This is a genomic window from Streptomyces composti, assembly GCF_012034205.1.
Taxonomy (GTDB): domain Bacteria; phylum Actinomycetota; class Actinomycetes; order Streptomycetales; family Streptomycetaceae; genus Streptomyces; species Streptomyces composti.
The window spans coordinates 75,548-90,581 of the sequence record NZ_JAATEM010000015.1; the positions used below are offsets into that span (position 1 = coordinate 75,548).

A 15,034-nucleotide genomic window follows, 5' to 3' on the forward strand; every position below is an offset into this window, starting at 1 on the left:
GGACGGCGCGGCGGACGGCGCGGCAGCCGATGGGCGAGCGGCAGTTCGCAACGAGGCAGGAGGCAACGACAGTGCGGCGGGCCGCCGTGGCTGGTGAACACCACGGCGGCCCGCCGCACGAGTTGCCGGGCCGGCTCAGCCGGTCGCCTGCATCGCCGTCGGCCTCGCGGAACGGAACCGGCCGGCGGGGCGGGCGGCCGGCCAGGCGGCCTCCTGGCGGCAGGGCGTCAGGGCCTGCGGCCGGTCCAGCGACGGCTCTCCGCGCAGTATGTCCTGCTCCATCTGAACCAGGAACGGCGAGGGCTCGAGCCCCAGTTCCTCCACCAGCCTGGTGCGCAGCCGCCGCATCACGGCCAGCGCCTCCGCCTTGCGCCCGCACCGGTACAGGGCGAGCATCAGGTGCCGGTGGAAGTTCTCGTGCAGCGGGTACCGGGCGGTGAGTTCGGACAGTTCGGGCACCAGCGTGCGGTGCGCCCCTCGCTGAAGGTCCGCGTAGATGCGGTGCTCCGCCGCGCACAGAAGAGATTCCTCCAGGTGGACCACGCGGGCACTGAGCAATTCCCCGGCCTCCACGTTGACGAGGGCCGGCCCCCGCCACAGGGACAATGCCCGGCGCAGCACATCGGCACCGCGGGTGAATTCACTGCGTTCGACCGCGGCGGTTCCTTCCTCGGCCAGCAGTTCGTACTCGGTGACATCGAGCGCGACCCTCGCCGTGGACAGCACATAACTGCTGCCCTCAGTGACCAGGATTTCTCTGGCGATTTCTGCGACGCTGACGTCGAGCGCGTCGGCGAGCGTACGGCGCACCTGGCCTATGTAGGTCTGAATCGTGGCCGTGGCGGTACGCGGCGGCTCACTTCCCCACAGTTCCTGCACAAGTGCATTGACGGACACCGCGCGATCCGCGTTCACGGAGAGTAAGGCGAGTATCCGGCGTGGCTTCGGAGCCAGGACAACCGGCTCCGAGCGTTCGTCGAAGACGACCATCGGGCCGAGGACATGAATCTGCACCATTCCCCCTTATTGGCACACGTCACCCCGCCGCGGGCGGAATAACGGATTCCTCTGCCCCTCAGATTTTCCGAGCCTTTCGGTAACTCTGAGTGACGAATTTCAGTATATCAGCAACCGGCCGGAATCCACCCCCTCCTTTTGACCGCATCCCACAATTTAAACATCCGGTAACCGGGAGTGTTACCCATCTCACACGGCGAGAGTGCAACCAAAAAGATGGTGGTGGTCGTGCATACGCATGACCACCACCATCTCGCGAGGCAGGCGAATCGACCGGCCGCCCGGAATTCAGTCAATTCCGTGGAAAAATTCACTCCAATGAATTGAGTACCGAGATCGCCCGTTCCAGATACTCCTCGAACCGGGCCCGTTCCTCCGGCGTGAATTCCTCGTTGAGCGATCCCTCCACGCGCAGAGCCGCCCTGTCGGCCTTCCGCGCCACGGCGCGGCCGGCCCGGGTCGCCCGGTTCACCACGACCTTCTGATGCAGCTCGGACGGCTCGCGCACCACCAGGCCGGCCTTCTCCAGGTTGGTCAGCACCGTGGCCATGGTCTGCGGGGTGACCATGCACTCCCGCGCGAGCTGAGCCGCGGACATGCCGTCGGAGACCGACAGCAGCAGCAGGACCGAATACTGCGGCACCGTCAGGTCGAACTCCCGCAGCGCCGCCGTCTTGCGTGCGATGAGGGCCTGCTCCGCCCTCTTGATCGTGTGCCCGAGCCGGCCTGCGGCGACCGTCTCCGCCGTCGTGTTCGCCATGCCAACAGTCTCGCATACGACAGAGGACGAACGAATGGCCGCGAGGCGGCCCGCGCCGGACGGGCCGGCTCGCCGGTGGGCGCCCCTCACCGTCCCCTCCGGCGCCGGTCCGAAGGGATGGCACAGGTCAGCCGGGCGGTGCAGGTGCGGCGGTCATGCTGGTCGGTGATGACGATCTCGTAGGTCGCGCTGGTCCTGCCCACGTGCAGCGGTCGGCAGACACCCGTCACCCTGCCGTTGCGGACACCGGCATGGTGGGTGCAGGACAGCTCCTGCCCGACGATGATCCGGTCGGCGCCGGCGTGCACCCATGCCGCCAGCGATCCGAGGGTCTCGGCGAGGACCGCGTTGGCACCTCCGTGCAGCAGCCCGATGGGCTGGCGGTTGCCGTCCACCGGCATGGTGCCCACGACCAGGTCCGGTTCGCAGACGGTGATGTCGATGCCGAGACGCTCCACGAGCTGCTGGTCGGCGTACGACGGCAGGACCCCGACGGGTCCGAGGGCGGTCTGGGCCATCTCCTGCCTCCTCAGCGGGTGGACGCGGGCTCAGGAGACGCAGCAGCCGGGTCGGCGGACTCGGCCGGCGTCCCGTCCCCTGCCCCGTCCTGCCGCTTGTCCGACAGCAGCATGCCGACGAGGACCGCGCTGACCGCGCATGCCGCCGCCACCAGCCACATGGTGGTGTGCAGACCGCTCGCGTAGGCGTCGGACATCGCGCCCGCCACCCGGTCCCGCACGGCGCCCGCGGGCAGGCTCTCGACCGCCTCGGTCAACCCGCCCTGGAGCGCCCGGGAGGTCAGTGCGTCGGCGCCGCCGGGGTACGGGGCGACCGCCCCCTTGTCGAGGGCGGACTTGGTGATCGCCGTGACCAGGGTGCCCAGACCCGCCATGGAGACCGCGTCCGAGGTGAGACGGACGGTGTTGAACATGCCTGCCGCCATGCCCATCCGCTCCGGCTCCACGGCCGAGACCGCCGCCCCGTCCAGGATGCCGAGCGAGATGCCGTAGCCGATGCCGAGCAGCAGCAGCGGACCGGCCAGCGCGAGCGCCGAGGGGCCCGGGTCCACGAACGTCAGCCAGGCGGCGCCGGCCGCGGAGCAGGCCAGCAGCACCACGAACAGAGTCCGCTGCGAGACCTTCTGCACGACCAGGCCGGTGAGCGCGGGCATCACCAGCGAGGGGCCGGTGAGCAGCAGCAGCACCAGGCCGATACGCAGAGCCGACATGCCGCTGGTGGAGGTGAGGTACGGCGGGAGCACGATGACCAGGGCGACGAAGGAGAAGGCCAGCACCAGCGGCACCAGGCAGACCGCGAGGAACTGCGGCCGGGCGAACAGACCCAGGTCGAACATCGGGTTCTCGGTGCGGCGCTCCACCCGGACGAAGGCCGCCATCAGCACCAGGAAGGCGCCGGCCGCGGCGAGCACCAGCGGGTCCGTCCAGCCGCGGCCCGGTCCCTCGACCAGAGCGAGCACGAACAGGGCGACGCCCAGGGCGAAGAGCAGACTGCCGGTCCAGTCGAACCGGGAGCCCTTGACGGGCTCGGAGCGGGGGAGCAGCGGGGTGCTCAGCAGTACGAGCGCGGAGACCGCGGCCAGCACGAGGAAGACCGAACGCCATCCCCAGAGGTTGACCAGCGCGCCGCCGAAGGCCGGACCGAAGGCGAGGCCTGCTCCCAGGAAGGTGCCGAAGAGGCCGAACGCCTTGGCGCGGGCGGGGCCGTCGAAGGCCTGGGCGAGGATCGCGGTGATGGACGCGAGCGCGGCACCACTGCCGAAACCGGCGACGGCGCGGGCCAGGTCGAGCACCAGGATGCTGTTGGCCAGGCCGGAGACGGTCATCCAGAAGGCGAAGAAGGCCATGCCCCAGGTGAACATGCGGCGGTGGCCGACCCGGTCGGCCAGCGATCCCATGGCGGCGAGGCTGCTGGAGGCGGTGAGCATGTAGCCGTCGACCACCCACTGCGCGGCGGAGAGGGAACTGCCCAGATCGGCGCCGATGTCGGGGATGGCCACGGACGGGCCGGTCACCACCAGGGTCATCAGCGGGCCGACCACGCATGCCGCAGCGAGTGTGGCCCGCGGGTTGCCGGTGGACACGGAAGGATCACCTCTGTCTGTTGTCTGTGAGAAGTCAGCTCTGAATCAGAGCTCTGTCATAGAGTAGGGTGCTAGGTAAATCCAATGTCAACGCTGTAAGCCAGAGTTCTGTATAAAGACGTTGTTCTGCTACTCGGAGCAGACGGTACGGAGCGGCACGTGCCGACGGGCACGCGCACATCGACACGGGGAAAGGCGGTGCGCACGACGATGCGCAGGATCCGACTGGGCGCCACGGACAGGACGTTCGCTGCCGTGGGCCTCGGCTGCATGGGCATGTCCTGGGGGTACGACGAACTGGGCCGCGACGACGACGAGTCCGTTGCCGTCATCCGCCGGGCCGTGGAGCTCGGCGTCGACCTGATCGACACGGCGGACCAGTACGGCCCCTTCACCAACGAGCTGCTGGTGGGCAGGGCCCTCGAGGGCATCCGCGACAAGGTGCTGCTCGCCACGAAGGGCGGCCTGGTCGTCGACGACCCGGCGACCTACCGCAGCCACCGCGACGGCCGGCCGGAGTATCTGCGCGGCGCCGTCGAGGCGAGTCTGAAGCGCCTCGGCACGGATCACGTGGACCTCTACCAGCTGCACCGCATCGACCCCGAGGTGCCCGTCGAGGAGAGCTGGGGCGCACTCGCGGAGCTGGTGAAGGAGGGCAAGATCGGTGCGCTCGGGCTGTCCGAGGCGTCCGTCGAGGAGATCGCCCGCGCCCACGCGGTCCACCCCGTCGCCTCCGTGCAGAGCGAGCTGTCCCTCTGGAGCCGCGAGGCCCTCACCGGCGGCGTCGTGGAGCACTGCGGGCGCGAGGGCATCGCCTTCATCGCCTTCGCCCCGCTGGGCAGGGGCTTCCTGTCCGGGTCGATCTCCGGCCCGCAGGACCTGCCGAAGGCCGACGGACGGCACCGGCTGCCGCGGTTCCAGCCCGACGCCATCGCCGCCAACCGGGCCATCGTCGACCAGGTGCGGACGGTCGCCGAGCAGCTCGGTGCGACCGTGGCCCAGGTGGCGATCGCCTGGGTGCTGGCACAGGGCGAGCACGTCGGGGTCATCCCCGGCACCAAGACGCGCCGCTACCTCGAGGACAACGTGGCGGCGGGCTCCCTCACCCTGCCGCCGGACGCGCTGACGCGGCTGGACGCGCTCCCGGAGCCGGTCGGCAGCCGCTGAGAACCGCGCACACCGCCGCCGCACGGCGGGCAGGCTCCCCGGACGGGAACCGGCCCGCCGTGCGGCGCTCACACCTGCCGGCGGTGGGTGCCCGCGGCCAGCACGGCCGGGAGCACTCACACCTGCTGGCGGTGGGTGCCCGCGGCCAGCACGGCCGGGAGCGCGGGCCAGCCGCGCTCGGCGGCATGCCCGGTCATACGCGGATGTGAGCCGACCACCGTCGGGTGCCCCACCATGCCCAGCATGGTCAGATCACCCGGGTCGTCCCCGTACGCGTAACAGTCCGCCGGATCGGCGCCGAACCTCGCCAGCGCCTCCCGCACCGCATCGGCCTTGGCGGGGCCGAACATGGCATGCCGGATCGCACCGGTCAGCCGCCCCTGCGCGTCCAGGTCCGGCTCGGTGCACAGCACCAGGTCGATGCCCAGGTCGTCGGTGACGGGGTGGAGCGTGGCCGCCCAGGAACCGGAGATCACCACCGTGTGGTGCCCCGCCTGCTGATGCCGGCGCAGACGGGCGACCACCGGCTCGATGAACGGAGCCCCCTGCCGGCGCAGTTCGGCATACCAGGTGCGGCCCTCGGCCACCAGATCGTCCCAGAGCATGCCCGCGTGCAGCTCGTAGAACCTGGACACCACCTCCACCGGGGCGACACCCGTCGACGCCAGCCGCCGCAGCGGCTCCACGAGTTGCTCGTACCTCGCGCCGGTGATGTCCCCCTGCCGCCGCAACCGCCATTTGAGCAGCGAGAACGGCGTCTTCATCGCGATCAGCGTCTCGTCGGCGTCGAAGAACGCCACCACCGGCCGGCCGTGTCCGGCGCCCCGGGCGGGGGCCTCGGCGGAAATCGTCACGACTGACTCCTCGTGTGAGCGGTGTCCTCGAGCAGGCGTGCTCGCTCGAGCAGGCGCGTGGTCTGCTGGGGCCGCAGCGGGTCCAGCCGGGCCAGGAGATGGCCGTCGGGCCGGACCACCGCCACGGCCGGCCCCGGGCCCAGCGCGCGGGCCAGGCCGGCGGGGACCGCACGGGTGAGATCGAGCACGGGGGTGTCGTCCGGCAGCGCCGTCCGCACTCGGTCGCGGACGGCCGGCCAGTCGGGCGGCGGGGTGCGTCTGCCGGGCCACAGCAGCACGGTGTGCCGGTCCCGGTCGATCACCGGCCAGCCCTCCGGGGCGAGTTCCGGGCCCGTCCCCTCCCCGGCCGCCGGGCCCGCGACCTTCACCGGCAGCCGGGGATGCCGGTCGCCGCCGTAGGCGACGGCGGTCTGCCCGAGCTGCGGGGCGATCCGGCGCTGGAACACCCCGGTGCGGTCCGCCGCCATGAACGCCGCGTCCCGCAGCGCCACTTTGACGGGCGTACGCACCAGGCCCGCCTTCGTCAGCCACTCGGTGGAGCGGGCCACATGGTGGGAGACGGAGCGCCGCTCGCTGTCGTAGGAGTCGAGAATGCCCTCGCCGAACTCGCCGCGGAGCACTCCGGACAGCTTCCAGGAGAGGTTGAACGCGTCCTGCATGCCCGTGTTCATGCCCTGCCCGCCGGCCGGGCTGATCACATGGGCGGCGTCGCCCGCCAGGAAGCATCGGCCGCTGCGGAAGGCGGACGCGATGCGCACCCGCACCCGGAAGGAGCCGCTCCACAGCAGTTCCTCCACCCGGGTGCGGCCGGCCGCCCGGTCGTCGACGACCTGCTGGAACAGTTCGCGCGGTGGCGGGTTGTGCTCGTCGTAGGCGTCGTGCGGCACGTTCAGGGCGATGCGGTGCACGCCGTCGCCCATGGGTCCGAGCACGATGGCGCCGCTGGGCGCATAGCAGTAGTGGGACAGGTCCTCCGAGAGGCTGGTGGTCAGCCGGGCGTCGGTGATGGCGAAGGACACGTCGACGGGCGGGCCCTCGTAGGCGATGCCCAGCTCCTTGCGCACGGTGCTGTGGGCGCCGTCCGCACCGACCAGCCAGCCGGGCTCGGTCTCCTCGACCCGGCCGCCGTCGTGCTCCAGCTTCACCGACGGCACCCCGCCGGAGTGGTCCACGGCGGTGACCCGAACCCCGTCCTCGACCGTGCCGCCCAGCTCGGCGACCCGCCGGCGCAGCACGCCCTCGGTGTCGTTCTGCGAGAGGGTGAGCGCGAACGGGTAGGGAGAGTCCGCGAGTCTGCTCATCCAGGCGGTGGCCAGGCGCCGACCGCGCGAGTAGAACGCCGTGCCGGCGAGGCGGTGGCCGATGTCCAGCAGCTCGCCGGTCACCCCGATCCGGTCGAGGAGCTCGAGGTTGCGAGGCCAGATGACATTGGCGCGGGAGTGCCGCGGGTCGCCGCGCCGGCCGGCGTCCACCACGCGTACGCCGATCCCCTGCTGCAGCAGCTCGCAGGCGACGATCAGACCGACCGGCCCGGCCCCCGCCACCAGCACCGGCGTCCCGCTCCGTGCAACCGTCATGCCGCCCAATTGAGGCCTCCGTTGACCTCGACCACGCTGCCGTTGACGTACGAGCCGTCGTCGGAGGCGAGGAACACGGCGGCGGCGCCGACCTCCTCCGGCCGGCCGAGCCGCCCCGCCAGCAGCCGGCCCCGGTAGGCCTCCCAGGCGCGCTCGTTGGCGGCCAGCTCCTTGCCCATGCCCTCGTCGATGTAGCCGGGCGAGAGGCAGTTGACCCGGATGCCCCTGGGTGCCAGCTCCACCGCCGAGGTGCGGGTGAACATCTCCACCGCGGCCTTGCTGGCGCTGTACGCGGCGGCCCCGGCCGCGGCCCGGCCGGCCACGCAGGACGAGACGTTGATGATGTGGCCGCTCTGCCCCTCCGCCCGGTCCCGCGCGGTCATCGGGCCGATCGCCGCGCGGGTGCACAGGAAGACCCCGGTGAGATTGGTGGCCAGCGTGGTGTTCCAGTCGGCCACCGACAGCCGGGCGATCTTGCCGTCCCGGCTGACTCCGGCGTTGTTGACCAGGATGTCGATGCCGCCGTACGCCGCCACGGCGGCGTCCATCAGCTCCTGCACCGATCGCTCGTGGGTGACGTCGACCGGCTGGTACAGCAGCCGGTCGCCGTACTCGTCGGCGAGTTCCTTGATGTCGTAGGGGTTGCGTGCGGCGGCCACCACCGAGGCGCCCTCCGCCAGGTACGCCTCAGTGATCGCCCGGCCCAGTCCCCGCGTGCCGCCGGTGACGACCGCGATCCGCCCGTCGAGCCTCATGGGCCTCCTCCTTCGCTGCGTGATGTGTGTGTACGGTCCGGTGGCGGGCGTCAGTACCAGACCAGCAGTGCCGCGCCCGCGGTCATGCCGCCGCCCACCGATGCCAGCAGCACCCGGTCCCCTCGGCGCAGCGGCCGTTCCCGATGGGTGGCGTGCAGGGTGAGGGGAACGGACGCGGCGACGGTGTTGCCCAGGCGCGGCGCGGTGTAGGCGACGCGGGCCGGGTCGATGCCCGCGTCCGAGACGAAGGTCTCCAGCAGCCGGGTGTTGGCCTGATGGAAGACGAACCGGTCTATGTCCTCCAGGGCGAGTCCGGTGTCGTCCAGCGTCTGGGCGGTCAGCTTGTCCATGACGGCCAGGGCGTAGTCGCGTACCGCCCGGCCGTCCATGCGGAAGTACTGCTTGCCGGCCGCGCGGGCTTCCGCGTCCAGCGGGGTCCGCGTGCCGCCGGCCTCCACGCCGACGTAGTGGTGGAACTCCCCGTCCGTGACCAGGTTCAGCGACTGCAGCCCGTAGCCCTCGGGCACCTTGCCGAGAACGACGGCTCCCGCTCCGTCACCGAAAAGGCTGACCGTGCGCCGGTCCGAACGGTCCATGATCGTGGAGAACATGTCCGCCCCGACGAGCAGAACGTGCTCGCCGTGCCGTCCCGCGCTCAGCAGCCCTTCGGCCACCGCCAGGCCGTAGAGGAATCCGCTGCACACCGCGTTGATGTCGAAGGCGGGCAGGGTGGACAGCCCCAGTTTGTGCTGGAGGATCGCGGCCGTCGACGGCTGCGGCACATCCGGGGTGCTGGTGGCCACGATGAGCGCCCCGAGCCGCCCGCGCACCTCGGGTCCGAGCGCGTCGAGTGCCTCGCCGGCAGCGGGCACCGCGAGGTCGGAGGTGGTGGTGCCCGGCGTGGCGTAGCGCCGCTGGAGGACCCCGGTGCGTTCGGTCACCCAGGACTCGGGCATACCCGTCCAGGCACTGATCTGCTGGTTGTCGATCACCGTGTCCGGAGTGTGGCAACCGATCGACAGGACACCGACTGGCATGGCTTACCTTTCCTGTGCTCGCGCGTGGTGGTGGCTGGCTGCGGTACGGGGCGTCAGTGACCCATGCCGAGTCCACCGCTGACCGGCAGCACGGCGCCGGTGATGAATGCGGCCTGTTCGCTGGTGAGGAAGCGCACCGCCTCGGCCACCTCGTCGGGGGTGCCGGCACGGCGCAGCGGCGTCATCGCCAGGTACTGCTCCATACGGGCCGGGCGCACCTGCCGCAGCATGTCCGTCTCCACCAGGCCGGGGGCGACGACGTTGACGGTGATCCCCCGGCCGCCCAGCTCCCAGGCCAGGGAGCGGGCCAGGCCGACCAGGCCCGCCTTGGCCGCGGTATAGGCGGTCTGGCCGGGGGAGCCGGTGAGCGCGACGGCCGAGGAGATCAGCACCATCCGCCCCCAGCGCCGGCCGATCATGGCTCGTGAGGCGTGCCGGGCGACCCGCAGCACCGCCCGGAGGTTGGTGTCGAGCACCTCGTCGACCGCGTCGTCGCCGAGGGCCGGCAGCAGCCCGTCCCGGGTGATCCCGGCGTTGGCGACCAGCACCTCCACCTCGCCGTGGGCCGCCGCGGCCTCCTTGAAGGCGCGCTCCACCTGCACCTCGTCCCGCACGTCGCAGCGCACACCGAACAGCCCGGCCGGGGGCTCACCGGTGCGGTGGGTCACCGCCACCCGGTCGCCACGGGCGGCGAGCGACCTGGCGACGGCGAGCCCGATGCCGCGGTTGCCGCCGGTGACCAGGACGGAACGGCCGGGCGGGGCAGCAGCGGACGATGCCGCAGTGCTGGCGGATCGTGTGCTGTCCGTCATGCCGGGGTCACCACGATCACCGCGTTCTGGCCACCGAAGCCGAAGGAGTTGTTCACTGCGGCGTTGATCTGCATCGGGCGGGCCTCCTTGGCCACCACGTCGACCTCGATACCCGGGTCCAGGCCGTCCAGGTTGGCGGTCGGCGGAACGAGTTGCTGCTCGACGGCGAGCACGGTGTACACCGCCTCGGCCGCGCCGGCCGCGCCCAGCAGATGACCGACCACGCCCTTGGTGGAGGTCACGGCGGGCCGCTCCCCGAGGACCCGGCGGATGACACCGGACTCGGTGATGTCGTTGAGCGGTGTGGAGGTGCCGTGCGCGTTGACGTGGTCGATCTCGCCGGGGGCGACCAGGGCGTCGGCGAGCGCGGCCCGGACGGCCCGCTCGGCGCCGCCGCCCGTCGGGTCGGGAGCCGAGGCATGATGGCCGTCGGCCGACGCACCGAACCCGGAGACCCGGGCCCGCACGCGGGCGCCGCGCGCCCGTGCGTCTTCCATCCGCTCCAGTACCAGCATGGCCGCGCCCTCGCCCGCCACGAACCCGTCCCGGTCGGCGTCGAACGGGCGGGACGCGGCCGCCGGGTCGTCGCTGCGCGTGGAGAGCGCACCGGCCTTGGCCAGGCTGGCCATCGCGGTGGGCGACATGGCCGCCTCCGCGCCGCCGGCCAGCACGATGTCGCAGGCCCCGGACTCCAGCAGGGCACGCGCGTACCCGATCGCGGTGTTCCCGGAGGCGCAGGCGGTGGAGACCACCTGGTTGGGGCCGAGGGCCTTGAGATCCATGGCGATGTACCCGGCCGTCATGTTGACCGGACCCATCACCATCAGCAGCGGAGAGACGAACTTCGCCCCGTCGGCGAGGTGTTTGCCGTGCTCCCGCTCCACCGTGGACCAGCCGCCCAGCGAGGTGCCGACGACCACGCCGACCCGGGCCCCGTCCCAGGACGCCGGGTCGAGCCCGGCGTCCTCGACGGCCTGCCGGGCCGCCACCACACCGAAGTGGCTGACCGGATCCATGCGCACCGCCGTGCGCCGCCCGAGCAGCGCTCCGGCGTCGAAGTCCGGCACCCGGCAGGCGAAGTCGACGGGCAGACCCTGAAGGTCCGGGTCGGCGGCCGCGGTCGGCTCACCCGCCCAGACCCGCTCCACATTGGCCCGCACACCCACGCCGGCCGGGGTGACCAGGCCCACTCCGCTGACGGCGACGTCGAAGCGTTCGGTGCGCCGGCGTCCGGTCGCGGTGCTCCCCATCAGGCCACCTTGGCCTTGGCGTCGATCCGGGCGAGCACGTCGCCCAGGGTGTTGTCGGGGGACAGCGCGGTCTCGTCGAGCTGGACGCCGAACTCCTTCTCCACGATGACGCTGAGCTCGATCAGCAGCAGCGAGTCGAGATCGAGGGCGTCGAACGTGGCGGTGGGGGTCAGCTGTTCCGGGTCCACCCCGAGCTTGTCGGCGACGAGGGAGAAGAGACGGTCCTGCTGAGCGGACATGTGTGAACTCCTAGCAATCGATCGGTTGAAACTGGGTGACAACATCTGACAGAAGGGCAGAACGGGGCGCCGTGCGTACCCATGGGTGCTCGGTGGGAGAAGCGCGGCGGCCGGCGGCGCTGCCGCTCAGGGTCTGGCGACCGCCACCGCCGTGAAGGTGAACCCGCCGCCCCCGTTCAGCACCAGCGCGTACTGGCCGGGCTCCAGCAGGTCGGTACGGGCCAGGTCGGCGAGCGAGGCGTTGAGGTCGCCGGCACCCACATGCCCGGTGGCACGGCCGAGGTCCAGCACCTCGGCGCCGGTGACCTCCGTCAGCGGCGGCAGATACGCCTCCGCCATGGCCTTGCTGCCCAGGCGCGGGATGACCGCGTACCGCAGCCGCCGGTCGTCCGCGGCGAGCCCGGCGCCGGCCAGGCACTCCTCCACCACGGCACGGATGCGGTCGGCGGCGGTCTTCAGGAAGAAGTCCACGCCGTAGGTCCTGATGAAGGCGCGCTTGGTGCGCCGCACGTCGATCATCGGGCTGTGCCCCATGGGGGTCGCGTTCAGCTCGTCGTCGCCCCGGTGCATCACCTCCAGCTCCGGCGCGGACCTGGTCGCCAGCGCGTGCAGCAGCAGATCCGGCCCTCCTGCCTCCTCGGCGAGGCGGTGCACGAGGACGGCCGTGGCCGCGTCGCCGGCCGCCATGCCGTAGTCGCTGAGCCAGCGGTGCCAGCTCGGCATCAGGAACCTGTCGGCGGTGGTCACCAGCACCGGTCCAGCTGCCGGATCGCCCTGCAGCCGGCTCACCGCCAGCTCGATGCCGACGGCACCGCCGTTGCACTGCTGCAGCAGACCGACCGGCACCGCCCGGTGGGCGCCCAGCCTCCGCGCGACGTAGTGCGGGGCGGACCAGGCGTCGTGCCCCTGGTGGTGGACGCTGGCGTGCAGCAGCATCGACAGGTCGGCAGGCTGGGCACCGGACAGCTCCAGCACCCGGCTCGCGGCCTCGACCGCCATGTCCGGCGGCGCCGTGTCCTCGCTCACCGGCAGGGACGTGTAGCCGAGCTCCCGGGCGGTGCGGGCGTCGATGTCACCGGCGGCCAGCGCCTCCTCCACCGTCTGCCGTTGCTTCGGGTACCAGGCGGCGGCGACCAGCCCGAGCGGCGACTGGAGCAGCATCTGCGTCACCCCCCGTCCGGGGCGTGGGCGGGCGGCGCCGGAAGCCGGGTCACCCCGACCTCGGCCGTGCAGACGGAAGCGCCGTCCTGCTCGAAGTCGACCGTGCAGCGCTCGCCGCCGGCGGGTGAGACGGTGACGGTGACCGGACTGTCCAGCTCCACGAACCGGGTGAAGGTGGCGCCGAACGCATACGCGTACCGTTCCTCGGCCGGTTCCCCCGCGGCCAGCACCGCGGCCTGCCGGGCGGCCTCCATCAGCGCCATCGCGGGCACATGGTCCAGTGGGTGGTCGTACATCGCCGGGTGCCGTACCGGCACGTCCAGGACGGCGCGCAGCGCAACCGGCCCGCCCGGACGCTCCACGTCCACCAGCACCACGTTCTCCGTTCTCTCCCGGCCCACGAGGGCGGGCGGCACGGGGGTGCCGGCCCGGCCGGCCGGCCGCTCGGAGGACAACGGCGGCTCGCTGCCCCGGGTCTTGGCCCGGTGGGCGCCGTAACCGTCCCGGCTGAGATACCCCGCGACGATCACACTGGTGCCGGCCCGCTGCCCGCCGACGACGAACGCGCAGTCCAGGGTGGCGGCCAGCAGCCGGCTGCCGCGCCGCTTCAGGTCCCGGGTGCCGATCTCGACCACCAGCTCGTCCGGCGCGTCGCCGCGGGTGCGCAGCGCCGGGACATGGGTGAACTCGGTGGTCCAGTCGCTGATCAGGAAGGACGTGTCGTAGGAGACGCCCAGCCACTGGTGCGCGACGACGGTGACCGCCTGCCGGGCCGCCTCCAGAAGGAACAGCGGATCGATCAGTGACGGACGCTGTGTGTGGTCGTTGTAGTAGCTGTGCGCGCGGGGCGCCTGGACGGCCACGACGAACCTGTCCTCGCCCAGCCGCGCGGCGTCCGTGACGAAGACCTCCATGACGGCGCGGCGGTGCACCAGCACACGGTCCATCGAACGCTGGTAGGCGAGTTCGGGGGCGTCGGCGGTGCCGACCGGCCGCTCCTGCTCAGCAAGGGTCATGCCCAGTCCATTCGTGCGTGGGGTCGGTTTCGGCGGCCCTGCGTGGGGCATGCATTGAGCCTCGCAGCCGCCTCTGAGAGCCCGCCTGAGAGCGCCCGCTGGTTCGCCGGGGGACCGCCCGAGACCACCACCCGGTTCGCCGGAGAAACTCCCGAGCCCGTCCGAGGGATGCGCCGCGGACGGCTGGACGACGGCCCGCGGGCGGCTCAACGGCCGCTCAAGACTCACTGAAGAACGGTGCGGCGAGGACCGCGCACCTGCGGCGCGACGGCACGACGGCATGACAAAGGCCCGCCGCCTTCCGGCGACGGGCCGCGTACGCGAGCGCGTCTCGAGGACTTCGTCGTTGTCTACGGCGCGACCGCCAGCACGACCTTGCCGCGCACATGCCCGGTCGCCACCAGCTCGTGCGCCCGAGCCGCGTCCGCGAGCGGGAACTCGGCGCTGACGTGCACCCGCAGCCGGCCCTGGTCGGCGAGATCCACCAGAGCGGCCAGGTCGACCGGATCGGGGCGTACGAAGACGTACCGCCCGCCCAGTTCGACGACGTCACCGGAGATGGAGGCGAGCCGGCCGCCGGGCCGCAGCAGTGCGGGCGAGCCGGCCAGGGTGTCACCGCCCATCAGGTCGAACACCGCGTCCACGCCCTGCGGGGCCAGGGCCCGGACCCGGTCGGCCAGCCCCGGACCGTAGGTCACAGGCTCCGCGCCCAGCGAGCGCAGGAAGTCGTGGTTGCGCTCGCTCGCCGTGCCGATGACCCGGGCGCCGAGAGCCCGGCCGATCTGCACCGCGAGCGAGCCGACCCCGCCCGCCGCCGCGTGCACCAGCAGCACATCGCCAGAGCCCACGCGCAGATGCCGGCGCAGCGCCTGGTAGGCGGTGAGCCCGGCGGCCGGCAGGCCGGCGGACTGGCGCCAGTCGAGCGCCCGCGGCTTGCGCGCCAGGGTGCGCACCGGGGCGGCCACCAGCTCGCCGTAGGTGCCGCGCTGCATGTGGTCGGCACGGACGTACCCGACCACCTCGTCCCCCGGTGCGAACTCGGTCACGCCGAGTCCGGTCCGCTCGACCACCCCGGACAGGTCGCAGCCCATGACCATGGGGAAGTGCGCCGGGAACCAGTCGTCGATGTAGCCCTCGCGGATCTTCCAGTCGGCCGGGTTGACCCCGGCGTACCGCACCCTCACCAGCACCACGTCCGGCCCGAGCCGTGGCTCCGGCAGATCCATCAGCTCCAGGACCTCCGGTCCTCCGTAGCCACGGATGGCAACGGCCTTCATCCACGCTCCCC

15 protein-coding genes are annotated in these 15,034 nt (G+C 72.1%); 1 reads left to right on the forward strand and 14 read right to left on the reverse strand.

The annotated features are described in order from the left end of the window. Positions 1–135: 135 nt before the first annotated feature. The 4 genes from HCJ93_RS14130 to HCJ93_RS14145 form a co-directional block, all read right to left on the reverse strand. Positions 136–1,017 carry an AfsR/SARP family transcriptional regulator gene (locus tag HCJ93_RS14130; RefSeq protein WP_309141402.1) on the reverse strand — a complete coding sequence of 294 codons (882 nt, stop codon included), beginning with the start codon at positions 1,015–1,017 and terminating at the stop codon, positions 136–138. Between the two features lie 310 nt (positions 1,018–1,327). After that, the gene (locus tag HCJ93_RS14135; RefSeq protein WP_167994988.1) at positions 1,328–1,777 is read right to left on the reverse strand and encodes a MarR family winged helix-turn-helix transcriptional regulator; all 450 of its coding nucleotides are present in this window, start codon (positions 1,775–1,777) and stop codon (positions 1,328–1,330) included. An 86-nt stretch (positions 1,778–1,863) separates the two neighbouring features. Continuing rightward, positions 1,864–2,295 carry a hotdog fold thioesterase gene (locus HCJ93_RS14140; RefSeq protein ID WP_167994990.1) on the reverse strand — a complete coding sequence of 144 codons (432 nt, stop codon included), beginning with the start codon at positions 2,293–2,295 and terminating at the stop codon, positions 1,864–1,866. An 11-nt stretch (positions 2,296–2,306) separates the two neighbouring features. Continuing rightward, entirely contained in the window at positions 2,307–3,878 is a 1,572-nt protein-coding gene (locus HCJ93_RS14145) for an MFS transporter (protein ID WP_167994992.1), read from the reverse strand. Positions 3,879–4,088: 210 nt separating this feature from the next. Between HCJ93_RS14145 and HCJ93_RS14150 the strand changes: the two genes are divergently transcribed. Then, the gene (locus HCJ93_RS14150; RefSeq protein WP_167994994.1) at positions 4,089–5,045 is read left to right on the forward strand and encodes an aldo/keto reductase; all 957 of its coding nucleotides are present in this window, start codon (positions 4,089–4,091) and stop codon (positions 5,043–5,045) included. A 116-nt stretch (positions 5,046–5,161) separates the two neighbouring features. On the opposite strand, the gene HCJ93_RS14155 is transcribed toward HCJ93_RS14150, so the two are convergent. From HCJ93_RS14155 to HCJ93_RS14200, 10 genes are all read right to left on the reverse strand, one after another. After that, on the reverse strand, positions 5,162–5,899 hold the full coding sequence (locus HCJ93_RS14155) for an HAD family hydrolase (RefSeq protein ID WP_167994996.1): 738 nt from the start codon (positions 5,897–5,899) through the stop codon (positions 5,162–5,164). Beyond that, a complete protein-coding gene (locus tag HCJ93_RS14160) occupies positions 5,896–7,476 on the reverse strand; it encodes an FAD-dependent monooxygenase (RefSeq protein ID WP_167994998.1) in 1,581 nt (526 codons plus the stop codon). Before HCJ93_RS14160 ends, HCJ93_RS14155 begins: the two co-directional genes overlap by 4 nt. After that, on the reverse strand, positions 7,473–8,231 hold the full coding sequence (locus tag HCJ93_RS14165; RefSeq protein WP_167995000.1) for an SDR family NAD(P)-dependent oxidoreductase: 759 nt from the start codon (positions 8,229–8,231) through the stop codon (positions 7,473–7,475). The genes HCJ93_RS14160 and HCJ93_RS14165 overlap by 4 nt, the downstream gene beginning before the upstream one ends. 50 nt (positions 8,232–8,281) lie before the next feature. After that, on the reverse strand, positions 8,282–9,268 hold the full coding sequence (locus HCJ93_RS14170) for a 3-oxoacyl-ACP synthase III family protein (protein ID WP_167995002.1): 987 nt from the start codon (positions 9,266–9,268) through the stop codon (positions 8,282–8,284). A gap of 53 nt (positions 9,269–9,321) precedes the next feature. Then, positions 9,322–10,080, reverse strand: a complete 759-nt coding sequence (gene fabG, locus HCJ93_RS14175; RefSeq protein WP_167995004.1) for a 3-oxoacyl-ACP reductase FabG — start codon at positions 10,078–10,080, stop codon at positions 9,322–9,324. Further along, the gene (locus HCJ93_RS14180) at positions 10,077–11,330 is read right to left on the reverse strand and encodes a beta-ketoacyl-[acyl-carrier-protein] synthase family protein (protein ID WP_167995006.1); all 1,254 of its coding nucleotides are present in this window, start codon (positions 11,328–11,330) and stop codon (positions 10,077–10,079) included. Before HCJ93_RS14180 ends, fabG begins: the two co-directional genes overlap by 4 nt. Next, positions 11,330–11,569 carry a phosphopantetheine-binding protein gene (locus HCJ93_RS14185; protein ID WP_167995008.1) on the reverse strand — a complete coding sequence of 80 codons (240 nt, stop codon included), beginning with the start codon at positions 11,567–11,569 and terminating at the stop codon, positions 11,330–11,332. Before HCJ93_RS14185 ends, HCJ93_RS14180 begins: the two co-directional genes overlap by 1 nt. A gap of 126 nt (positions 11,570–11,695) precedes the next feature. Further along, positions 11,696–12,730 (reverse strand): ketoacyl-ACP synthase III family protein, encoded by a 1,035-nt coding sequence (locus HCJ93_RS14190; protein ID WP_206317400.1) that lies wholly within the window; start codon positions 12,728–12,730, stop codon positions 11,696–11,698. Positions 12,731–12,735: 5 nt separating this feature from the next. After that, positions 12,736–13,746 (reverse strand): ScbA/BarX family gamma-butyrolactone biosynthesis protein, encoded by a 1,011-nt coding sequence (locus HCJ93_RS14195; RefSeq protein ID WP_167995010.1) that lies wholly within the window; start codon positions 13,744–13,746, stop codon positions 12,736–12,738. A gap of 350 nt (positions 13,747–14,096) precedes the next feature. Continuing rightward, on the reverse strand, positions 14,097–15,023 hold the full coding sequence (locus HCJ93_RS14200; RefSeq protein ID WP_206317401.1) for an NADP-dependent oxidoreductase: 927 nt from the start codon (positions 15,021–15,023) through the stop codon (positions 14,097–14,099). Positions 15,024–15,034: the final 11 nt, after the last annotated feature.